This window comes from Serratia sp. PF-27 (genome assembly GCF_030053255.1).
Taxonomy (GTDB): Bacteria; Pseudomonadota; Gammaproteobacteria; order Enterobacterales; family Enterobacteriaceae; genus Serratia; species Serratia bockelmannii.
Genome location: NZ_JASGBT010000015.1, coordinates 1079386 through 1102266 on the forward strand (window position 1 = coordinate 1079386; position 22881 = coordinate 1102266).

General features: G+C 57.7%; 20 protein-coding genes. 9 read left to right on the forward strand and 11 right to left on the reverse strand.

Annotated features, from left to right (window positions below; genetic code table 11):
• Positions 1–16 precede the first annotated feature (16 nt).
• From QMZ29_RS09905 to QMZ29_RS09920, 4 genes are all read right to left on the reverse strand, one after another.
• Positions 17–928, reverse strand: a complete 912-nt coding sequence (locus QMZ29_RS09905) for a class I SAM-dependent methyltransferase (RefSeq protein WP_025303319.1) — start codon at positions 926–928, stop codon at positions 17–19.
• Between the two features lie 14 nt (positions 929–942).
• Positions 943–1899 carry a diiron oxygenase gene (locus QMZ29_RS09910; protein ID WP_025303320.1) on the reverse strand — a complete coding sequence of 319 codons (957 nt, stop codon included), beginning with the start codon at positions 1897–1899 and terminating at the stop codon, positions 943–945.
• 97 nt (positions 1900–1996) lie between these two features.
• Positions 1997–3178, reverse strand: a complete 1182-nt coding sequence (locus QMZ29_RS09915) for an MFS transporter (protein WP_049209473.1) — start codon at positions 3176–3178, stop codon at positions 1997–1999.
• 304 nt (positions 3179–3482) lie between these two features.
• On the reverse strand, positions 3483–4832 hold the full coding sequence (locus QMZ29_RS09920) for a colicin-like pore-forming protein (RefSeq protein WP_043138752.1): 1350 nt from the start codon (positions 4830–4832) through the stop codon (positions 3483–3485).
• Positions 4833–5137: 305 nt separating this feature from the next.
• On the opposite strand from QMZ29_RS09920, the gene QMZ29_RS09925 reads away from it, so the two are divergent.
• Complete coding sequence (locus tag QMZ29_RS09925) at positions 5138–6217, forward strand: transketolase-like TK C-terminal-containing protein (protein WP_261427188.1); 1080 nt, start codon at positions 5138–5140, stop codon at positions 6215–6217.
• On the opposite strand, the gene QMZ29_RS09930 is transcribed toward QMZ29_RS09925, so the two are convergent.
• Positions 6218–6655, reverse strand: a complete 438-nt coding sequence (locus QMZ29_RS09930; RefSeq protein WP_025303324.1) for a MarR family winged helix-turn-helix transcriptional regulator — start codon at positions 6653–6655, stop codon at positions 6218–6220.
• Between the two features lie 154 nt (positions 6656–6809).
• Here QMZ29_RS09930 and aceE point away from each other — a divergent pair, with 154 nt between their 5' ends.
• Positions 6810–9485: a pyruvate dehydrogenase (acetyl-transferring), homodimeric type gene (aceE, locus tag QMZ29_RS09935; RefSeq protein ID WP_147823943.1), complete on the forward strand. Its 2676-nt coding sequence runs from the start codon at positions 6810–6812 to the stop codon at positions 9483–9485.
• Between the two features lie 27 nt (positions 9486–9512).
• On the opposite strand, the gene umuC is transcribed toward aceE, so the two are convergent.
• The 6 genes from umuC to umuD form a co-directional block, all read right to left on the reverse strand.
• Positions 9513–10829, reverse strand: a complete 1317-nt coding sequence (gene umuC / locus QMZ29_RS09940) for a translesion error-prone DNA polymerase V subunit UmuC (RefSeq protein WP_261427186.1) — start codon at positions 10827–10829, stop codon at positions 9513–9515.
• 205 nt (positions 10830–11034) lie between these two features.
• Entirely contained in the window at positions 11035–11853 is an 819-nt protein-coding gene (locus QMZ29_RS09945; protein WP_065424053.1) for an energy transducer TonB, read from the reverse strand.
• A 163-nt stretch (positions 11854–12016) separates the two neighbouring features.
• Positions 12017–12934: a DUF4880 domain-containing protein gene (locus tag QMZ29_RS09950; protein WP_038629539.1), complete on the reverse strand. Its 918-nt coding sequence runs from the start codon at positions 12932–12934 to the stop codon at positions 12017–12019.
• Positions 12935–12951: 17 nt separating this feature from the next.
• Positions 12952–13464: a sigma-70 family RNA polymerase sigma factor gene (locus QMZ29_RS09955; protein ID WP_025303329.1), complete on the reverse strand. Its 513-nt coding sequence runs from the start codon at positions 13462–13464 to the stop codon at positions 12952–12954.
• Positions 13465–13632: 168 nt separating this feature from the next.
• A complete protein-coding gene (locus QMZ29_RS09960) occupies positions 13633–16170 on the reverse strand; it encodes a TonB-dependent receptor (protein WP_380824848.1) in 2538 nt (845 codons plus the stop codon).
• 95 nt (positions 16171–16265) lie between these two features.
• Positions 16266–16700: a translesion error-prone DNA polymerase V autoproteolytic subunit gene (gene umuD / locus QMZ29_RS09965; protein WP_028128125.1), complete on the reverse strand. Its 435-nt coding sequence runs from the start codon at positions 16698–16700 to the stop codon at positions 16266–16268.
• 294 nt (positions 16701–16994) lie between these two features.
• On the opposite strand from umuD, the gene fdhD reads away from it, so the two are divergent.
• The 7 genes from fdhD (at position 16995) to QMZ29_RS10000 (ending at position 22852) form a co-directional block, all read left to right on the forward strand.
• Positions 16995–17837, forward strand: a complete 843-nt coding sequence (fdhD, locus tag QMZ29_RS09970; RefSeq protein WP_197835026.1) for a formate dehydrogenase accessory sulfurtransferase FdhD — start codon at positions 16995–16997, stop codon at positions 17835–17837.
• Between the two features lie 58 nt (positions 17838–17895).
• Complete coding sequence (locus QMZ29_RS09975) at positions 17896–18813, forward strand: bestrophin family protein (protein WP_147823944.1); 918 nt, start codon at positions 17896–17898, stop codon at positions 18811–18813.
• 34 nt (positions 18814–18847) lie between these two features.
• The gene (locus QMZ29_RS09980; protein ID WP_025303338.1) at positions 18848–19810 is read left to right on the forward strand and encodes a Dyp-type peroxidase; all 963 of its coding nucleotides are present in this window, start codon (positions 18848–18850) and stop codon (positions 19808–19810) included.
• A gap of 72 nt (positions 19811–19882) precedes the next feature.
• Positions 19883–20992 carry a YbdK family carboxylate-amine ligase gene (locus QMZ29_RS09985; protein ID WP_060433438.1) on the forward strand — a complete coding sequence of 370 codons (1110 nt, stop codon included), beginning with the start codon at positions 19883–19885 and terminating at the stop codon, positions 20990–20992.
• 95 nt (positions 20993–21087) lie between these two features.
• Positions 21088–21267: a hypothetical protein gene (locus QMZ29_RS09990; RefSeq protein WP_019453520.1), complete on the forward strand. Its 180-nt coding sequence runs from the start codon at positions 21088–21090 to the stop codon at positions 21265–21267.
• A gap of 212 nt (positions 21268–21479) precedes the next feature.
• Positions 21480–22076 carry a hypothetical protein gene (locus QMZ29_RS09995; RefSeq protein ID WP_025303343.1) on the forward strand — a complete coding sequence of 199 codons (597 nt, stop codon included), beginning with the start codon at positions 21480–21482 and terminating at the stop codon, positions 22074–22076.
• A gap of 2 nt (positions 22077–22078) precedes the next feature.
• Positions 22079–22852, forward strand: coding sequence for a DUF3307 domain-containing protein (locus tag QMZ29_RS10000; RefSeq protein WP_025303344.1), 774 nt, complete (start codon positions 22079–22081; stop codon positions 22850–22852).
• Positions 22853–22881 lie beyond the last annotated feature (29 nt).

Below are 22881 nucleotides of genomic sequence, written 5' to 3' on the forward strand. Positions count from 1 at the left end.
TTACTCTTTTGGGTTATCAGGGTTTTACCGCCACGAGGATCGGCAACACGCCGCGTGAGCTGTAGTTGATATCTTTAACCGTGAACCCTGCCTGGGTTATCTGTTGCCTGATCTCTGCTTCTGAAGTGAAATTAAGGTAGGTAGCCTGAATAATGTCGCCAAAGATCGCGAACTCCTGCAAAAGGTCCGCCATTGGCGTTTCATATTTATCCCACTCACCGGTGGGCGCGTTCTTTTCCGGCGGTGGCGTGAGGAAACTGAGCAACAAGGTTCCCCCTGGTTTTAATGCCTCGAAGAACCGACGATACAAAGCCACCAGCCTGTCCGGGTCAGACTCATACATATTCAGGCCGTTACTGGTAATCACATCGAAAGCGTTTTTTTCTTTTAACTCCCAGGCATTCTGCTGCGAGAATCGGCAACGGTTCGCCATGCCAACGCGCTTGGCCTTTTCGTTGGCGTGATAAAGTGACTCCGGGTCAAGATCAATGCCGGTCAATTGCACCGCGCCATGGCCGCTGTAATCCAAATCCAATAAATCATCCATCACACCGCACGGGATTGAAGCTAGCGTCTCCGCCTGCGTAATCAACTCAGCCAGCAAGGTCTGATAACGGTAGTAACGCTCGCGCGCCCGGCACAGCAACGAGCGATTCAGAAGCCAGTCTTCCAAAACATGTTCGGCGGGTTTTCCGGCGGGATGCTGGAAAATGTAAGACGTCCAGTAGCCATTGAGGCCGCGGTTATGCAGGAGGAAACGACCAAGCTCAAACTCCGTTAATTGATCGACCAGTTCAAGATTTCTCTCTAATGGAAGAATAAGCGAATTGCTATTCCGTAAACGCGCTTTTATTTCATCGGCCAACATCTTTGTTTCAGTCAAATAGGCCAGTTTAGAATGTGTTTTATGCGAGGCGAAACTATCCATACCCATCTCCATGATTAAATTATCCAACCAATATTTTCGAATCCCTGGCGTACTATCGGCGAATTCAGAATGCCGGTTCGTTTCAAAGCCATTAGCACGTTTTTAACAATGGGGACATCAGGCGTCACTTCAAAACCGCGATAAACCTTATTGATTGACTCCCGGCTGGCTTCGCAATCATGAGTTATCTTCGATAACAGCTCAATGTTAAACTGTTTCTCTGATTCAACATTCAAATACATTTTTACGAAATCAGCGATCTGCCCGCCGATCATCGCCTGATCGTTTTCATCCAACCTCGTCCAGATATAGCCAAGTAATTCGAGAAAGAAAATATAGTGTCTGGACTCATCGTTCATATGGTCATTAACATAGTATTTAATCGATGGATGAACGCCGTCACTATTAAAGAACTCCACCAGCTCTCTCACCAGGGTCGTTTCGAAAATGCACACCGCAATGATCTCGAAAATGTCATGGCAGCGCTCAGGTAACCGTTTCATCACCTCTGTAACGGCCACATAGGCGTCAGAATCCGGGTAACTCAGCGCACCGAGATCGGCATCATGCTCTCTAAGTTGATTGATCATATGTCTGGCGATATAAACATGGTAATACTCATCGATGATGACGGTATAGGCATTCAATTTAATCTGTTCGTCAAATTTGACAGCGAGATCGCCGTAGATAATTTTATTGCATGCTGAGTTAATGAGTTTGATCTCAAGATTAACGATATCATTGAGGTATTTAAACAATGACTGAGTAAGTATTTTTGACTTCCTCTCATTGTCCATGCCGCTCATCATGTCAGCTAAAAATATCGGCTGATTCTCCTCGGGGAAAAATGCGCCAGGAATAGTAAAGTCGATAAATTTACCGGGGCGGGTTCTTATTGATGCGCGCTGTTCCCATTTATCAGTATAGGCGGCAGACAAACCGCCCTTCGAAACCATGGTTTCGTTTTCCATAGATATTCTCCAGATGAAGGAATACATGTATTTAAAAAGTCATGCCGATCCCGGCCAAATATAAATATTTAGCCGGGGGTCACGCGAAAACGATTATTTATTCTTCAGCTTTGCTTGGGGATGCCACGATACTCAACATAGACAACAACACGACAACGCCTATCACACTCGCCATCACATAGCTCATTTCCTCCGGCCGCCCGATAAAGACGTAGCTGGCCATCCCCGTGATAGCCACAACCAGCAGCGAGCGCATGCTCATGATATAGGAGGCCGCCACACCATAAATTTCCGGGTAGACACTCATGGAACGTGCGAACAGCGTCGGATAGCAGATAGAAAAACCGAAGCAGAACAGGCTCATCAGCAGGGTAATAGCCCAAGGCGTTGTCGCCGTCAGTAGAGCGAGAATGCTGACGATGGCTAACGCCATACCGATTTTCTCAGCGCGCCGATCGCCACCAAACGCGGCGATAATACGGGCGGAAAAGAGGCTAGGGATTGAAAATGACGCCACGATAATAAAAAAGTGAACGACAAATGCCGACAGCGAGAACGCAAAGGTTTCACGGTAAAGAAAAGCGCTGGAGGCGATGAATACCATATAAGCAGCAAAGAAAAGTGAAGGAATCAACGATAATCGCATGAATTGGAAACTCGCCGTCAGCCGGGCATAGCTTCCCACAATGGCTTTGAGATCGAATGGCGTTTTTTCTTTCTTCGTCTCCGGCAGGAACAACAATTCCAGCAGTACCGCCGCTGCGGTGATCACCGCGACAACCGCATAGTTTCCTCTCCACCCCCAATGCTCATTAATCCAACCACCGGCGATTGGCGCTAGCGACATGAAAATCGAGATACAGGCATTAACCAGACCGATCATGCTGTACATGGCCGCCCCTTGATAACGGTCTGCGATGATCGCGTAAGCCACTACCACCGGCGTGCAAGCCCCCAACCCCTGAATAAAGCGGGACAACATCAAAAGATCGATTGAAGTGGCGTAGGTACATCCCAGAGCACCTAACAGCATGATAGCCCCACCGATCAACATGGTTTTGCGTCGACCAATCGACTCTGACAGTGGGCCATAAATCAACGCGCCAAACACAAATCCCAAGAAGTTATAGGTGATCGTACGCTGAATATGCCCTTCAGAAACACCGAAACTGGCAGCCATATCCGGAAAGCTGGGAACGGACATATCCACTTCAATACACCCAGCCAATAAGGAAACCACAAGGATAAAGGGCAGAGGCACCCACTTTCCTGTCAACATATCCATACTCCAACAGAACATTAATCCGAATGTTAATAACCATGAACAAACTAGGAGAACAATTGTTATATGTAAATATCACTAATGAATAAAGGATGATAAATAGTGTTTTACGTGAAGAAAATCACATAACAGGAAGAAAAATAATGAAATTATCCGATGACGGGGAGATGGCTACATAAGACGAATTACACATATAAAAATCATCAACTTAAGAACTATATGAGACATGCTAATGCATTGTTCAGGGCGCGTTCATACCCCATAAAAGAGGGGGCATGCCCCCTCTTCTGTCATGAGCTTGTTACATCTCGAGGATGAATTTTTCCAGTTCTCCTGCAAGGGCCGCATCGATATAGCTGGTGGCCCAGCCAAACAGGTAAGCGAAGGCGAAAATGCCCACCGTCGACGACACCAGCGTCGGCGCGAAAAACGCGGCGATAACGGAGAGCGTATACCCTGCGCCGATCGACAACCCGAGCGCTTCGAGCTGGTTGCGGAACGCTTTCCAGTTGCCGGTAGAGAAACCTTCAATCGCGGCGTTTACCAGATCCGCGCCCTTGATCGCCCAGTCCACCCCGGTGAAGACCTTGCCCAATACCCGCGCATTGCGGGCATACTGTTCCGCATCGATCATTTTCAGCCAGGCGACAATCGCCGCTTTGTCCTGCGCCTTGAGCTTTTTGTTCAGGCCCTTCGTCAATTGCTCGTAGGTTTTCTCCGCATCTTGCACGTTGCGGATATATTTTCCTTGAATTCCCGCCTCCAAATCCTTGGCGAGTTTGGCGTATTTCGCGCCGATCTTTTCCGCGATATCTTTATTGATACCTGCGGCCAGGCTGACGCCATCCTTGATGGCTTTTAATTCCGCATTTTGATATTCGACGAAGTCCTTAACGATCGTTTTTACCGAGCCGGGCGATTTTACCGGCTTGCCGTTGGCATATTTCACCTCCATGGCATTCAGGTTATCCCCTCTCACCACGGCGATAAACGCGGGCCGGTTCTTATTGGCCTTATAGTAGAGGCTGTAGGTCGCCACTCCGTCTTGCTTTTCCACCTTCAAATGATGAAAACCGTAGTAACTCCCGGTCGTGCGAGTCGTCGAGAATTCGCCGGTTTTGCCGTTGCCATGCCAGCCGCTGACGGGCCGATCGCGATGCGAGTCTGTCACGAAACTGCCTAACGAAGAGGCGCCGATCTGCCCGGCATTCAGGCCATTGTTGCCGCCTTTGCCAGGGGTTGAGGGCTTGCGCGCATGGCCGGTTTCGATATCCCCGATCGCCACTGTCACCCCCTTGGCGTTGACCCCCATCACCAGTCCCCCCAGGCCAATGTGCTTCGCCTGATCGGCCGTCAAACCGGTGGCGGAAAGGCTCAGCGTGCCGGATGGGCTGACGCTTTCAATATGCAATTTCGCATCCGGGTTAATTCTGCGCGCCGCCTTAATCACCGCCGCCAGCTTCATGCGCAGCGCCGGATCGTTTTGGATCGCCGCTATCTGTTGCTGTTCCGGGCTGCTGCCAACGCCGGCGCCGCCGCGATCGCGATCGCCGGAATGGCCTTTATCGCCGCCCCCCGGCTCTGGGCCCGTACCGCGTTCAGAACTCCAATTAGTTCCATCCCCTTTACCACCATAATTAAATCCAGGCATATGCTTTCATCCTTATTTCGTTTTATTTTTAAGATGCCGATATCCTCGTTTAGCGTTCACTAACGCGTGCCTGAGTAATATCGGCAAACCGTTTTTAGCTGCCCGCCATTTATAAAAAACCGCAGAAATAAGGACAACGGATGACGGCTGTCTGGTCGGTGAAACAAATAGGCTCCCTTCCGCAGAACCTGAATATACCGCCGCAGGTCACGCCTGGACGGCGGCGGCCTGTTCAGAAGTCATTGGCATACGTCATGAATTGCAATTACAATCATCTCACTTGCAACTAAAAAAGGGTACTCCGCATGTCGCCTCAACGTATAACACTGCCCGCCGCTTCGGCCAGAACCCAAACCCTGGCCGAAGCCTGTATCCGCAAGATGACCTCCGTCAGTCAAAAAGCCGGCGCCGCGTGTCCCTCTTCCAGCGCCTGGGCGGCGCAAACGCTGGACGAACTTAACGCCAGCGGCGACATCTGGCTTATCGACGGCAGAAGGCGCACCGAGCCACCGAGTTCCCACTACGCCACCGCCTGGCCGCTCTGGTTTGGCCATCAATCAGAGCGTTATGAGAAGCCGCTGTTTTACTTCGTCAACACGCCCTCGGTGGACATGCTTCGCGGGCTTGAGCCGGAAACCAATCGTAAAGGGATTTTCATCAGCGATGCGGATACTGGCAGTGCCGATTTGCCCAAAGGCGTTCAGGCCTGGTTCCCGCTTCAGCTCACGGCCATGCCGGGCTGGTTGCCTTTCGATCCGGCCAATGCCCGAGAAACCGGCGCGATACTCCATCACGCCCTCCACGCGCTCTATCTGGAGGGAACGAGGAAGATGGTGTATCTCGCGACCAACGCAGACAATGGCCCCCTCTCTTCAGGGGAACCGTTTGTCGCAGAACAGGCGTTCAAGGGAATGTATCGTGTCGCCGCCGCGGCAGACTCGCCGTTGCAGGTTCGTCTGTGCGGCGCTGGCCGAGCGCTCGCCCGCGTTCAGCAGGCGGCCAAAGTGTTGAAAAACTGGGGGATTGCGTCTGAAATCTGGAGTTGCCCCAGCTACACGCGGTTGGCGCAGGACGCCGAACTCGCCGACATGCAGCGCCAGGACAGCGGCGGCGAATGCCATCTGAAAACGTGCCTGGGTACCGGGAATGCCCCCGTCGTCGCCGTTACCGACTACTCGCACCTGATTGCCAATCAGCTCAGGCGATTCATTCCCGCGCGCTTTGCCGCGGTGGGCTCAGATTCACGGGTGCGTGGCGAAATCCACTACCCGCAGGCGGAATGGATTGCGCTCTGCGCCCTTAAACTGCTGGCCGACGAGCAGAAAATCCCTTCGGCGCTGATCGCCGATGCGCTGCGCGTTCTGCACATCACGCCCGATGCCTGATCACTCTCTGGCCAGCTGCATCGCATTGTTCAACGCGTCGGAGAAGCGTGCGACCTCTTCTTCGCTGAACTGGTTGAGAAAGTGGGTGTTGACCACCGAACGGTAGATCTCCCACATCTTTTTCCGCAGGGCCTTGCCTTCCTCGGTGATAGTCGCGAAGGAGGCCCGGCGATCGTCATCCGATCGAAAACGCGTGACCAGCCGCTCTTTTTCCAAGCGATCCATCAGGCGGGTCAGGTTGTAACGCTCAATCACCAACACGTCCGCCAGCTCATGCATGCGGCGTGTGCCGTTTTCCCCGCTTTCCAATCCCCATAACACGTCATACCAGGCGTAAACCGGCAGCCCCGCTTCCGACAACTTCGCCTCTATCTTTCTGATCATCGCCCGATGCGCGCGCACAAAGGAGAACCACAGGTCGGGTTGTTTATCTGTCATGTCATTTTTCTCGTCAAAACCGGTGAGTTGCAATTGCAATTGTAAAGGGATAGAGTGGCTTTCGCCATTGTTGCATTTGCAACTCTTGCACTTGCAATTCACTGAATCCCTGTATCGCTCAGCGCCTTATCAGGTAAGTACATTTGGAGCTTTTATGAACCAACCTGCGGTAAAAGCAGATCTCGACCCACAAGAGACGGCTGAATGGCTTGAGGCATTTGAAGGTGTCACTGACATCGACGGCCGTGAACGCGCGCATTTTTTGTTGGAAAGAATGGCCGAAGCCGATCAGCGAAAACACGGTGATTTCTTCAGCATGGTCACCACGCCCTACGTGAATACGATCCCGGCCTATAAGCAACCGACGTATCCCGGCGATCTGGCCGCTGAAGCGCGCATCAATGCGTTTATTCGCTGGAACGCCATGGCGATGGTGCTGCGTGCCGGCAAACATTCCAACGTCGGCGGGCATATCGCCACCTACCAATCGGCCGCAGTGCTTTACGATGTGGGGTTCACGCACTTCTTCCGTGGGCGCACCGATGATTTCGCCGGCGACATGGTGTATATCCAGGGCCATTCCTCCCCCGGCATTTATGGCCGCGCCTATCTCGAAGGCCGCATCGACGAGGAGCTGCTCGACAACTTTCGCCGCGAATCCGCGCGCCGCGGCCTCTCCTCCTACCCGCACCCGCGGCTGATGCCGGATTTCTGGCAATATCCCACCGTTTCGATGGGGCTGGGGCCGCTGACCGCCGCCTACCAGGCGCGCTACATGCGCTATCTGGAATACCGCGAGTTGAAACCGCACCAGGGGAGAAAGGTGTGGGCGTTTCTCGGCGACGGCGAGATGGATCAGCCGGAATCGCTGGCGGCGATTGCGCTGGGCGGGCGAGAAAAACTCGATAACCTGATCTTCGTCGTGAACTGCAACCTGCAACGGCTGGATGGCCCCGTGCGCGGCAACGGCAAGATTATTCAGGAGCTGGAAGGCACCTTCAAAGCCGCCGGCTGGCAGGTGATCAAGGTGATCTGGGGCAGCGGCTGGGACAAACTGCTGCAAAAAGACCGCTCCGGGCTGCTGATGCAGCGCATGATGGAGTGCGTCGACGGCGATTACCAAACCTTCAAGTCGCAAAGCGGCGCCTATGTGCGGGAGCACTTCTTCGGCAAGTATCCGGAATTGCTCGAGCTGGTCGCCGACCTGAGCGACGATGAGATCTGGGCGCTGCACCGCGGCGGCCACGATCCGCAAAAGGTGTACGCCGCCTACCATCAGGCGGTGCATACCCCGGGCAGGCCGACGGTGGTGCTGGCCAAAACCGTCAAAGGGTTTGGCATGGGGGAAGCCGGTGAAGGGCAGAACATCAACCACCAGCTGAAAAAAATGAGCCAGGATGCGGTGAAAGCCTTCCGCGACCGTTTAGGGCTGACCATCTCCGACGCCCAACTGGCAGAGATCCCTTACCTGAAGCCCGAACCCGACAGCGCGGCGGCGAAGTACATCACCGCGACGCGCACCGCGCTGGGCGGCTACATCCCTGCCCGCTTCGGCCAATCCGCTCCGCTGGCGATACCGGAACTATCGCGCTTCGACGGCCTCCTGAAGGGCAGCGGCGAACGCAACATGTCGACCACCATGGCTTTCGTTAATATCCTCGGCACGCTGCTCAAAGACGTCAACATCGGCAAACTGATCGTGCCCATCGTGCCGGACGAGTCGCGCACGTTCGGCATGGAAGGCCTGTTCCGCCAGATTGGCATCCATTCCTGGCTCGGCCAGCTGTATACCCCGCAAGACGCCGGGCAGCTCAGCTACTATAAAGAGGCCAAAGACGGCCAGATTTTGCAGGAAGGCATCAACGAATCCGGTGCGATATCGACCTGGATCGCCGCCGGCACCGCCTACAGCAACCACGATGTCGCGACGATCCCGTTCTATATCTTCTACTCCATGTTCGGGCTGCAACGGGTGGGCGATCTCGCCTGGGCGGCGGCCGACGCACGCACCAAGGGTTTCCTGCTCGGCGCCACCTCCGGCAGAACCACCCTGATGGGCGAAGGCTTGCAGCATGACGACGGCCACAGCCACGTGCTGTCTTCGGTGATCCCCAGCTGCGTCTCCTACGATCCGACCTATGCCTATGAACTCGCGGTGATCGTCCAGAGCGGCATGCGCAGGATGTTCGTTGAACAAGAGGATATTTACTACTACATCACCTTGCTCAACGAGGGCTATCCGCAGCCGCCGATGCCGGCGGGCGTGGAGGACGGGATTATCCAGGGCGCCTATTTGCTCAAACAGAGCGAAACGACAAACCAAGAGAGCCCGCGCGCTCAGCTGGTCGCCAGCGGTGCCATCATGCGCGAGGCGCTGGCGGCGGCGGAGCTGTTGGCGGCGGACTTTGGCGTCGCCAGCGATATCTGGAGCGCCACCAGCCTGAGCGAGCTGCGCCGCAACGGCATGGCGGCCGAACGCTGGAACCTGCTGCATCCGGAAGATCCGCCGAAAGTTCCTTATATTCAGAGCCTGCTGGCGGCGCATCCCGGCCCGGTGGTGGTGGTGACGGACTATATGAAGATCGTCGGCGATCAGATCAAACCGTTCTTGCCCGACCGCACCTTTATCGCCTTGGGCACCGACGGCTTTGGTCGCTCGGACACCCGCGAGGCGCTGCGTGAGTTCTTCGAGGTCAACCGCCATTTCATCGCGCTCGCCGCGTTGAAACTGCTGGCTGACGAAGGCCGTATCGCCCGCAGCGAGGTCAACCGCGCCATGGCGCTGTATGGCATCGCCCCCGATAAGCCGGATCCGGCGGCGGTGAAGTAACACTCAGCCTACCCACGCCGCCGGTTGTCACCCGCGGCGTTTTTCTTCCTTCGATTCGGCGGAGCACGGCGCCCGCTCCCCCAGCCGCACCACCGGAATGTCCGCCAGCCGGGTGGTGTAGGCCGGCGACAGCATGTCGCGCTTCATTTGCCACGGCTTGACGATCCCCTGCCCGGCGAACCACACGCGCCCGCGCCCTTCCTGATTCAGGCGATCGAGGGTCGCCATCAGCCGCTCGCTGTTGCGGCGCGGCGGGCAGTCGTCGAACAGATCGATCTGCGCCATGGCGGCGGCGCTGAAATCTCCCAGCACCACGCCGCCCTTCAGGTAACGTCGCCCCTCCTGCCAGATGCTTTCCAGCGCACGTACCGCCATGGCGATGATGTCGCGGCTGTCATTGCTCGAGGTTTGCAGCCGGGCGGTGCCCATATTGCTGTAATACCCTTCGCCCGCCGAATGCGGGCTGGTTTTGATAAATACCGACACGTTGCGGCAATAGCGCTTTTCCTGCCGCAGCTTTTCGGCGGCGCGTTCGGCGTAGCTGCAGATCGCCTCGCGCATGTGTGGGTAGTGCGTCAGCCGCTGGCCGAACGAGCGGGAACAGATGATCTGCTCTTTGGCGGCCGCCTCATCTTCCCACTGCAGGCACGATTCGCCGCGCAGCTCGCGTATCGTGCGCTCCAGCACCACGCTGAAGGTTTTACGCGCCAGCCGGGTATCGCAGTCCGCCAGCTGCAGCGCGGTGTGAATACCCATCGCCTGCAGTTGGCGAGTCAGGCGGCGCCCCACGCCCCACACCTCTTCCACCGGAAGCAACGCCAGCAGTTTGCGCTGGCGCGCCGGATCGGATAAATCCACCACGCCGCCGGTGCCGCGCCATTTCTTGGCGGCGAAGTTGGCCAGCTTGGCCAGCGTTTTGCTCGGCGCAATGCCGACCCCGACCGTCAAATGCAGCTCGCGCCGGATGCGATCGCGCACCCGCTGGCCGAATGGCTCCAGCGCCTCGCAGTGCGCCACACCGTCCAGCCGCAGAAAGGCTTCGTCCAGCGAATAAATCTCCACCGCCGGCGCCATCTCTTCCAGCGTGTCCATCACCCGGCGGGACATGTCGGCGTACAGCGCGTAGTTGGAGGAGAACACCGCAACGTTGCGGCGGCGCATTTCCTCTTTGATTTTGAAATAAGGCGCCCCCATCGGCACGCCCAATGCCTTCGCCTCGGCGCTACGGGCGATCACGCAACCATCGTTGTTGGACAGCACGATCACCGGCCGCCCGCGCAGATCGGGCCGAAAGATGGTCTCGCAGGAAGCATAGAAACTGTTGACGTCTACCAGGGCGAACATGGCTACTGCCCCTTCATCGCCAGAGGCCAGACCGGCGTTATCATCAGTGGGTTATTATTCATAGCGGCACCAAATAACTGTTCATGCATACAGTATTTGTATTTTTCTGGCGACGATCAAGTAGAAACCACCTCATCGCTGCTATCCGTTTGATGCACTTTGGCTTTTAACTCAGCCCTCCGTTTACCTGGAGCCGAGTTTTTCATTAACGGCGAACTTCACGCAGATCGAAACGAATCGGAATGGTCACGCTGAATTCCGCCTGCCCCGCTGCGATCTCGTTGCCGGGTGCGGGCAGTGGAGAAGCGCGCTGCGGTAACTGAAGCGCCTCCCGATCGAGCGAAGCAACGCCGCTCGATCGCAATAGCTTCACGCCCAGCACGTTTCCCTGTCGATCCAACGTCACGGCAACCTGAACAATACCCTGGCGCTGCTGGCGTACCGCCAGGGCGGGATAGCGTTTGAAACGGCTCAAATGCGCCAACAGCAGGCCGCTCCAGACCGAGGCATCCTGACTCGGCTGCGACGCCACGCTGGTTTGCGGCGCGGCAACACGCTTTCCATCCAGAGACGGCGGCGCGCTGGTACTTGATGCTCTTGAGTTTGCAGACGCCATTTTTTCCTGTTCTTCTTGCCTTGGGCGCGGCGGTTCCGTCTTCGGTTTGATGGGGTCGTTCCGTTGCCCTTTGGCCTTGCTCTGCCGCTCCGTTGCACGCGGTGCATGAATCAGCGGAGGCATCGCCGCCTCCGGTTCCCGATTGGCCTGCCGTTGCGCCACCGCCTGCACCTGGCGCACGCCGGTTGGCATCGGCTCCGTGTTGGGTGTCGATTCAGCCGGCTCGGCAACCATCATCAACACCATCGGTTGTGCCGCAGGCAGCAACGGTGGCATCAGGTGATAACCGAGCCCAAACCACAACGCACCATGCAGACCCAACGCCAACACATTGGCGGTAGCCCAGCGCCATCGCCCGCCTGTAGGGGGTAAAGAGAAATCGCCAGATAATACGTTGTGATTGAACATAGGGAACGGTACTCAGGTTAAGCGTAAAACAGACCAACGTACGCAGCGGTCAACGGCAGTCGGGGTATGTCAGAAAGGTCGTTTAGGCACGCGGCACCGGGCAGGTAAAGAAAAAGAACAGGTCAATAGAAAAGGAAATGCCCTAATGGCAGAGTAAAAAACTTTAGGATACGGTGATGAAGTATTTTGACAGCATATTTACCCTAACCGGCAACGCGCCGGGCAGTGCCGCGATGACGCGCTCGGGGTCAGCCAGCGGGAACGCACCGGAGAGCCTCAGGCCGGCGACCTCCGGCCGGCAGCGAATAACGCCCTGACGATAACGCCCCAGTTCCATCAGGAAGTCGTCCAGCCGCATGTTGTCGGCCAGCAGCATGCCTTGCCGCCAACCGGGCTCTTGCGTCACGCGATACGGTTCGCCAATGCCTTGCCGGCTTAATCTGCCGCCCTGACCGGCGTTGAGCACCGCGTTCCGATGCGCCGGTGAAAGGATCGTGACCCGGCCAAGATAAACGGCGATATCACTGTAAGTTTCCCACAGGCGAATGCTGAAGCGAGCAGCCTGCACCATGAGCTCGCCCTGCGGCAATCTCACCGTCAACGCACCGCTTTCCGGCGGCAGATTCACCATCATTTCGCCTTCCAGCAATGTGGCCTGCTGACGGCTGACGTTGACCGCCGTTTGCGTGTTCAGCATCAACTGCGCGCCATCCGCCAACGCGACGGTTTGCTGTTCCCCCACCGCCGTACGGTAATCCGCCAGCCAGGGGCGCCATGGCAGCGCGCCCGAACCGACACCAACCGTCCCCACCACGCCGATGGCCGCCAGGCTTCTCAATAACCGGCGACGTTGCGGGTTCGGCAACTGCGACAGACTACGCTGCGCCGCCGCCCCGTTAAGCAGAGAAAAACGGGATGAAAACGCGGCGATATGCCGCCAGGCGCGTTCATTTTCCGGTTTCGCCTGATACCAACGTCGCCAGTTTTCCCTATCCGCGTCGCTTGCCTCTTCCGACATCAGCTGCGTTAACCACGCGGCGGCCTCTCGCGCGCTCTGCCGATCGATATCCGATTCCATCATGGGTTCCGCACCTGCCGTTACGCCGCCAATGCAAAGAAACAGTGCAAATTAGCGCGCTGCAGATATTGTTTCACCGAGCTGGTCGACACCCGTAAACGTTCAGCGATGTCGCAATAACGCATGCCCTGCAGGTGCGCCAACAGGAAAGCCTCGCGGACGTGCGCCGGCAAGCCGTCCAACGCCTGATCCAACTGTTCGAGCATTTCGAGGGTTTGTTGACGAACTTCCGGCGAGGGCGCCTCGATCGCAGGCAACTCGCTCAAGGCCTGCAGATAGCTCTCTTCGATTGTTTTACGCCGGTAATAATTCGCCACCAGCCGGCGCGCTACGGTCGCCAGAAAGGGGCGTGGTTGCCGAATGGCGAGCAACTGCGGGCTCAGTAAAATACTGATGAAAGTATCCTGCGCCAGGTCTTCGGCGTGATGCGCACACCCAACCTTCTGTCGCAGCCAATGGCATAGCCAACTGTGATGCTCAAGGTAAAGCTGTTGAGCAAACCCGTTGGCTGCCGCGGCCTCTTTCCTTGCCATTCGGTGACACCAATTGATAATGAGATTGAAAATGATAATTATTATTATTTTAAAATTGTAACTTCTGTGTCAAGCGATTGCTGATGATTTATAAACGGCGAAAAAGTAGGGAAATACGGGGGAGGAAACGTGAAAAGGGGCCTAAATGGCCCCCTGCAGACAGGATCGTCAAAAACGCTGACTGACGCTGAACTTGATGTTGCGCCCTACGCCGGACACCGATTCGCCCAGGTAAGGGTAATAATCGCGGTTGAACAGGTTGTCCACCGCCACGCGGGCTTCGAAGCCGTGCAAACCGCTGGGCTGCCACGAGGCGAACAGGCCGTGCAATGCATAACCCGAGGTTTTCGGCAGGGCCCAGACAACGGCCATCGGATCGCCGTCGGCCGGTGAACGATCCTGTTTACGTACGAAATCGCCGGTCCAGCCGAAGGCCATGTCCCACTGCGGCACTTTCATGCCCAGCATCGCGTGTGCCGTAACGGGTGGAATTTCGGCAATCCAGGTTTCGTTGCCCCACGGATCGCGCGGTGAAGCGTCGCGTTTGCCGCGGATCGAGGAGAACGACAGGCTGCCGAACAGGCTTTCGCTGTCATAAAACGATTCGAGCTCCACGCCCTCAATGGTATAGCCCGGCAAGTTGCGATAGTTCGACAACGGTTGCCCACATTGGCCCCCGTGCCGTGCGGCGTCACACACTACGCCGCGACGATAGAAAATCTCGTCCTTGCCGCGATTGCGGAACAGCGTAGTGCGGATCTGCAGGCTGTCCCGCGCCATCAACACATCGTTGAAGTCCAGCACCGCGCCGAGACGAACGCCCGTCATGCGTTCCACCTGCAGGCCGCGGCTGGTACCGGGCACGCTGGAAGCGGCGTATTGTACTTCGTACTGTTCGTCGATCACCGGGGCGCGCCAGGTGCGGCTGACGTCGGCAAACAGGGACAGATTCGACGTCGCTTTCCACATCACGCCCAAGTGCGGCGACCAGCCGGTATAGGTCACGCTACTGTAATCATGGCCCACGAGCGGATCGCTGTCGTTATAGCGCGGCGCCCGGTTCGGTTGCCCGGTATTGGTCACATGATCGTAACGCACGCCTGGCGTCACGGTCAGGCTGCCGAAGCTAACCGCATCCTGCAGATAAACGCTGCGGGTTTCCTGTTCGCCCGCCGGCATGTAGTACGGCTGGAAATAGCCGTAGTTGTAACTGGCATTTTTCACCTGCGAAGGGTAATACATCAGGGTATCGCGCTGATGTTTATGCCAACGCGCACCGAGCAACAGCTTGTGCTCCAGCGGACCGCTGGCGAAACGGCTTTCATTGCTGACGTCAAACTGCCGATCGGTATAGTTCACCCAACTTTCATTGCCCAGCGTACCGAGATAGCTGAACTTTGAAGCGGAATCCGGCCGCTTGTCATGCTGCTCGGTCTTCGAATAGGCGTAAGACAGCGTCAGATTCAGCAACGGCTGCGCTTCCGGCGCCAGATTCCATTTCACCGAGTAATTGGTGTCTGTCTGGTCGCGATACACCAGAATGCGGCGCCACGCTTCTTCCCGGCCATATTTATCGATATCCGCCTGGCTGGGCGCGGCGATATCGTCCCGCTTGGCGGCAAAAGGCTGCCAGCCATCGGAATCGGATCGCATCGCCGACAGCGTCAGCGTTTGCGCCTCGCTCAGATAAATATTGGTTTTTAACAGGTAGGAAGCCTGATCGTTGGCAGAATAGGCAAAACGCGTGCCGTCCGGCCGCTTCAGGTTGCCGCCGTCACGCTTGCTCATGTAGAGCAAACCGTCGGCGGATCCTTCCGGCGTACGACCGTACAAGGCACCGCTGTAAATGCCCTGACGATCGTTGGTGTGGTAGCTGTACTTCAGCAAGCCGCCAAAATCTTCGCCCGGCAGCAGCATGTCCCCAGCATCTTTGGTCTCCAGCGTAATGGTCCCGCCAAAGCCGCCATTGCCGTTCAACAGGTTATGCGGCCCCTTATCGACCTCAACCTTTTTCAACAGTTCGGGTTCGATGAATACCGAGCCCTGCCGATATTTCTCAAATCCCTTCGGCGCCCCATCCAGCACGACCTTCACATCTTCCATGTCCCCCATGCCCCAGATATTCAGGCTTTGGCCGCCCGGGCGCGGCGAGCCCGCCATCCCTACGCCAGGCAAGCGATCAAGCAAACTGGCGATATTGTCTGCCTGCACGCGTTCGATGTCTTCTTTATCCAACACCGAACGGCCGGCGGCGACGCTGTCGGACAAACCGCCGACCACCGACAGTTCCGGTATCGTCAACGGCTGAACCGGCCCGGCGTCGACCAACCGATATCCCTGTGCGGTTTGCTGAGCGCGCAATCCGCTGCCCACCAACAGCGTATCGAACGCGTCGGTGAGGCGATAATGCCCCTGCAGGCCCGCGGTGTTTTTTCCACGCGTCTGTTCGGGCGTGAAAATCACTATCACGCCGGCCTTAGCGGCCGCCGTCTGCAAGGCGGGCGCCAGGTCACCGGCGGGAATGGCGAAAGGCAGGATAGCGGACTGCTCGACCGCCGCCGGTGGCACCGACGCACCGGGCGCCGCCATCGCGGAGGTGAGCATGCCCGATAATGCGCACCCTACCCCGATAGCGACCCGCTTCCCGGCGGTACGTTTGGCTGATGTGAACGTACGCCCTGCGCCGTTCTTGTTTTTTATGGCCATGAAGGATTCCCCTGAGTGTAATGAACTGGAAACTCAGTAGAGAGGTCACGCCAATAAAAAGATCGGGCAGAAAAAAGTGAAAAAAAATGCCGAAGTCACCGGGCCGCGTAGACGATAAAGGTCACCACGCCGAAGATCTCCAGTTGCGCTTCGTCGTCGAACACGATCGGCGCGTAGGCGGGGTTCATCGGCAACAGCCGCACATCGGGGTGACGCTGCAGTTTTTTGACGGTGAATTCGCCGTCCACCGCGGCGATCACGATATTGCCGTGCTCCGGCGTCAGGGCGCTGTCGACAATCAGCAGATCGCCATCCCGGATATTGCCGTCGATCATCGATTCGCCGCTGGCGCGCACGAAATAGGTGGCGTTGGGGTGCCGCACCAGCAGCTTGCCGATGTCCAGCCGACCTTCGACATAGTCTTGCGCCGGGGAAGGAAAACCGCAGGCCACGCGATCGGCAAACAGCGGTAACGTTAGGGGTTCACCTGGTGAAAAAGCATACAACCTTGAATTACTCAGCATAATCATAACCAAACTGTATATTTATACAGTTAAGCATAAACAAAACGCGAACGCGTGCAACCCCCTATCCCCCTGCGGATCGCGCTTTGCCGCGTAATATAATAATTTTCTGAGCGATTTTTTTTTACGCCTGCTAAGTGTTTTACTGCCCCTTGCACACACGTTATCCACCAAAACTGTGGATAACCTGCAGGGCGTGATTCCCTACGCGAGCGGGATCAGAATCCTGTATAATCCCCACACCTGCTAATAAGAATTCATCCCCGTCGGCGCCTCGTCACCGACAGTCACGAGAACGTTATGAACAAGCACCTACTCCTCGCAGAAACCGACGATATCAAACAGGAATGCCTGTCGCGCCACGCGGTCTGGCAGCGCAACGATCTGGCTCAGGCGCAACAGGATTGGCTGGCGGAAGAAGTACCGGTCGCCCTGGTGTACAACGGCATTTCCCACGTGGTGATGATGGCGACGCCGAAAGATCTGGCGGCCTTCGCCATCGGTTTTTCGCTGTCCGAAGGCATTATCGCCTCCTCCGACGACATCTACGACATCCGCCAGCAACCGGCCTGCAACGGCATTGAAGTGCATGTGGAACTCTCGAGCCGCCGCTTTATGCAGCTGAAAGAGAAGCGCCGCAGCCTGGCCGGCCGCACCGGCTGCGGTGTCTGCGGGGTGGAACAGCTGCAGGAGGTTGCTCAGCCCATCGCGCCGCTGCCTTTCACGCAACGTTTCGATTTGGCGCTGCTCGACCGGGCGTTAGCGCAGCTGCAGGAGGTGCAAACGGTAGGAAAACTGACCGGCTGCACCCATGCGGCGGCCTGGATCCAGCCGGACGGCGCGCTCAGCGGCGGATGTGAAGACGTCGGCCGCCACGTGGCGCTCGACAAGCTGCTGGGCTACCGCAGCCAACAGGCGTGGCTGCAGGGTGCGGCGCTGGTGTCGAGCCGCGCCAGCTATGAAATGGTGCAAAAATCCGCCATGTGCGGCGTCGAGATCCTGTTCGCCGTTTCCGCCGCCACCCGCCTGGCGGTGGAAGTGGCCGAACGCAGCAACCTGACGCTGGTGGGCTTCAGCAAACCGGGGCGCGCCACCGTCTATACGCATCCGCAGCGGCTCTGGCAATCGACAACGGCGGCCTAACGCCGCCGGATAAGAATCGACTATTCTCAATAGCAGGACACCAGGAAGCACCCACGTCATGATCATTCGCCCGAATCAGAACTGGTTTTTTCGCCTGTTCGCCTGGCACGGTTCCGTGCTATCAAAGATCACCTTTCGCCTATCGCTGAACGTGCTGATGTCGATAGTGGCGGTGATCAGCTACCAATGGTACGAACAGCTCGGCGTGCATTTAACCATCGCACCGTTCAGCCTGCTGGGCATCGCCATCGCCATTTTTCTCGGCTTTCGCAATAACGCCGGCTACAGCCGCTTTGTCGAAGCGCGCAACCTGTGGGGCTCGCTGCTGATTACCGAGCGCTCCCTGCTGCGCCAGATCAAAAGCCTGCTGCCGGACGAATCGGCGGTGCAGCAAAAGGTTGCCAAGCTGCTGATCGCCTTCAGCTGGAGCCTGAAGCATCAGCTGCGCGGCACCGACCCGACCGCCGATCTGTACCACAATCTCAGCAGCCAAGAGCTGGCCGAGGTGGTCGCCAGCCCGATGCCGACCAACCGCATCCTGCTGATGCTGGGCCAGGAGATCGGCAAGCTGCGCCGACAGGGGCTGCTGAGCGACATCACTTTCGAGCTGCTCGACAACAAGCTGAGCGAACTGTCCCACGCCCTCGGCGGCTGCGAACGGCTCGCCAGCACGCCGGTGCCGTTCGCCTATACCCTGATCCTGCAGCGCACCGTTTACCTGTTCTGCAGCCTGTTGCCTTTTGCCCTGGTGACCGACCTGCATTACATGACACCGTTTGTTTCAGTGTTCATTTCCTATACCTTCTTATCCTGGGACTCACTGGCCGAAGAGCTGGAGGATCCGTTTGGCGTGTCGGCTAACCATCTGCCGTTAAACGCCATCTGCAACACCATCGAGCGCAACCTGCTGGAAATGAACGACCAAAGCCCGCTGCCACCGCCGATGAAACCCGACGAGCACTTTAATTTGATCTGATCTATTTCACCCGAACACACTGGAGCCGAATGCAATGAATGCAAATAACCCTCTGCCGCAAGCCGTATTCACACCGGTGACGCGCCATGCCATCTTCATCGTCGCTACCCTGTCGCCCGTTCCCGCCCATCTGGCGGCGGTGCGCGCCTGGTGCGGCGACATTGCCGCCGTGGTGCGTTCGGTCGGCAAACGCGCGCCGGCAGGCAATCTCACCTGCGTCTGCGGCTTCGGCTCCGAAGCCTGGGATACGCTGTTCGGCGCGCCGCGCCCTCGCCAGCTGCATCCGTTCAGCCCGATCGGCAGCGGGGAGCGCGTCGCCGTCGCCACGCCCGGCGACATCCTGCTGCACATCCGCGCCGATGAAATGGATCTGTGTTTTGAACTGGCCTCTCAGTTGACCGCCAAGCTCGGCGACGCCGTGACGGTGATAGAAGAGGTGCACGGCTTCCGTTATTTCGATCAGCGCGCCATGATCGGCTTCGTCGACGGCACGGAGAACCCGGAGGGGCACGAAGCCTTCGACTACACGGTGATCGGCGACGAAGACGCGGCGTTCAGCGGCGGCAGCTATGTGCTGGTGCAAAAATACCTGCACGACATGCAGGGCTGGAACTCGCTCAGCGTGGAAACGCAGGAGAAGATCATCGGCCGCCACAAGCAGTCCAACATCGAGCTGGATGAAGCGGTCAAACCGTCGTCGTCGCACAGTTCGCTGACCACCATCACCGACGAGCAAGGCAACGAGGTGAAAATTCTGCGTGACAACATGCCGTTCGGCCGCCCCGGCCTGCGCGAATTCGGCACCTACTTTATCGGCTATGCACGCTCCCCGCAGCCGATCGAGCAGATGCTGGAAAACATGTTCATCGGCCGCCCGGCCGGCAACTACGATCGGCTGCTCGATTTCAGCCACGCGGTGACCGGCACCCTGTTCTTCGTGCCTTCCGCCCCGCTGCTGGAAGCGCTGGCCGACCGCAGCGGCGCCGAACTGCACTAACGTCCCTTCGGCGGCAAAGCCTCCCCCCGCGACGTATACTGAATTAACGTTGCGTATTGAGGGGGAGGCACCATGTCGCTCACATTCAAACGTTCGGAAAGGCTCTCCATCGGCACCGAAATAGAGTTACAGCTGGTCGATGCCGAGCACTACGATCTGGCGGATCGGGCCGACCGGGTGGTCAGCGCGGTCGGCGACCGCCGGCGCGTCAAGCATGAGCTCACCCAATCGATGGTGGAGCTGAACAGCTCGGTGCACCGCGATCTCGATGAGCTGCACGCCGAGCTGCGCGCCCTGACCCATACCGTCCGGCGCAGCGCGCAGCGCCTGGGCTGTGACGTCTGCGGCGGTGGTCGGCACCTGAGCAACGACTGGCGCAAGCAGGTCATCAGCGACAGCGCGCGCTACAGGCAGCTGGCCAGCCGTTTTGGCTATCTCTCCAAGCTGGCCTGCGTATTCGGCCAACACATTCACCTCGGCGTCAACGACGGGGACGAGGCGATGTACCTGTGCCATGCGCTGACGCCCTATTTTCCGCAGCTGATCGCGCTCAGCGCCTCGTCGCCGCTGTATCAGGGGGTCGACACGCGCTTTGCCAGTTCCCGCTTCAGCGCCCAGAATTCTTTCCCCAACTACGGGTGCCTGGAACACATCTACAGCTGGCGCGAATTCAACGCTTACTACGAACGGTTGAACGCCGCCGGCGTGATTGAAAGCGTCAAGGATATTTACTGGGATGCACGGCCGAAACCGGAGCTGGGCACGGTGGAGATCCGCATCTGCGATACGCCGCTGCGCCTCGCGCACGCCGTGCTGCTGGTCGGTTACTGCCGTCTGCTGGCCGATTTTCTGTTGCAACGCCGGACGCCGATCGCGCCGGAATACGATGCCTTCACCCACTATAACAAGATCAACGCCTATCGCAGCGGTTTCGCCGCCGAATACGTCGATCCCACGACGCTGCGCCGCAGCAGCCTGACCGCCCACATCCTGCACACCCTCGAGGCGCTGAGCGATTTCGCCGAGCGGCGGGAGGATCGGGCCGTGTTACAGGCCGTCGAGCGTCATGTCCGCCAGGGCATCAGCGATTCGGAGCATATCCGTCAGATGTTGCACAACGGCCTGCCGCAGGCTCAGGTGATCAAACGCCTGTGCGATGAGCTGTTGCAACCGGCAAGTTAAGTTTCGGCTATCGATTCCATACGCCAAAGCCACTGTTCATTATGTGCTCTTTCGCTACAATCGTGAGCACTGACATTCATCGTATCGAGGACACCATGTACAACTTCTCCCGCTATCAGGCAAAAGAACTGGCGCTGGCTTACATGAGCGGCAAAAAACACGATCTGTCGCCGCAGGAGTTTTTGCAACAGCTGAAAAGCAGCGAACGATCGTTTGAGCACCTGCTGAAGCACGGCAGCGAAATGCCGCGTGAAGTGCTGGTTAAAAGTTTCTGAACGGCCGGTTGCCGGCCATTTTCCCTCTACGCCGCCGGTGGCGAGCCTGACAGGCCCGCGCATTCCCGGCCGTTCGTCCCCTTTCCTCACGCCACCGCATTTCGTTCTCACAGGCGAATTCCCTACAAATTCGCATCCAAAGACGAATTATTGACATATTCGTATCCAGGTGCGAATTTATAGTCATCCCTCGGTAAGCAACGGAACACGCTATGTCGACACCAATCAGCGTAATCAGCGGCGATCTGGTCGATTCTCGCCGATCAGATACCGTCAACTACCTCAACGAGCTGCACAGCCTGCTCGATCGGCTGCAGCGCGACGGGCAGCTTCATCAGGTGGAAATCTTTCGCGGCGACGCCTTCCAGGCGCAGGCCGCCCCGGAGGACGGGCTGCTGCTGGCGGTATATATTCGCCTCGCGCTGCGGGCGATGGGCGCCGCGCACTGGGATGCGCGCGTCGCCGTCGGGCTGGGCAGCCAACGGCCCGACGCCGCGGGTTACGGCAGTGCCTTTATCAACTCCGGCAGCGCGCTGGACGCCATGGCGAAAAATTGCCGCCTGGCTCTGAAAACCGACAACGATCGGACAAACGCCATTGTCAGCGATCTGCTGCCAATGTTAGATCATGTGATTGGCCGCCTGTCGCAGACCGAAGCGCGCATCGTCCAGATGAGAATGTTCGCCGACAGCGGCGCCGCCGTGGCGGACCAGCTGCAAAAAGCCGCCTCCACGGTCTCCGCCGCACTGAAACGCGCGGCCTACGAGGAAATCATGCGGTTTATTCACGCCATTAACAGGATCGTCTGACTATGGATCTGACCTATGCGCCTTTGCTGGCCTGGCTGTTGCTCGTCCATCTGCTGGCGGATTTTCCGCTGCAGCCGCTGAGTTGGGTGGAAGACAAAATCCAACATCGCGCGCGTTCGCGTTTTCTGGTATTGCACGCGTTGCTGCACGGGGTGCTGGCCGCCTGGGTGGTGGCCGGGTTCGGCCTGCTGCACGGCGGGCTTTCTTCACTTCAGGTGCTGGTCAGCCTGCTGGTCATCGCCGTCAGCCACTACCTGATCGATTTGCTGAAAGTCACCGTCATGACCCGCCTGAGCCCGGCCCGCAGTTTCCTGCTCGATCAGGGGTTGCATCTGGCGGTGATCACCTTGCTGTGGCTGGGGCTGACGCCGAATGCCGGTGAACTGCTCGCCGCGCTGGGGCAGCAGTTGGGGCGTTGGCAAATTGGCCTGGTGCTGGTGGCCTACAGCCTGATTTATCTGCCGATGAGCCTGCTGATCGGGCAACTACTGGCGCACTGGACGCCGCAAATGCCGCCTTCGGCCAAGGCCGACAACGATTCGCTGCTGCGCGCGGGCAAACAGATTGGCTATCTGGAGAGAACGCTGATCCTGACCTTCGTGCTGCTGGGGCAAATTCCGGCGATCGGTTTTTTGCTGGCGGCCAAATCTATCTTCCGTTTCGGCGATCTGCGCCAGAGCGACGATAAGATGCGCACCGAGTATGTGCTGCTCGGCACGCTGTTTTCCTTCACGCTGACCATCATGCTCGGCCTGCTGGTCAACAAACTGCTGTAGTAGTGCAGGGGCGAAGAATTTCGCCCCCG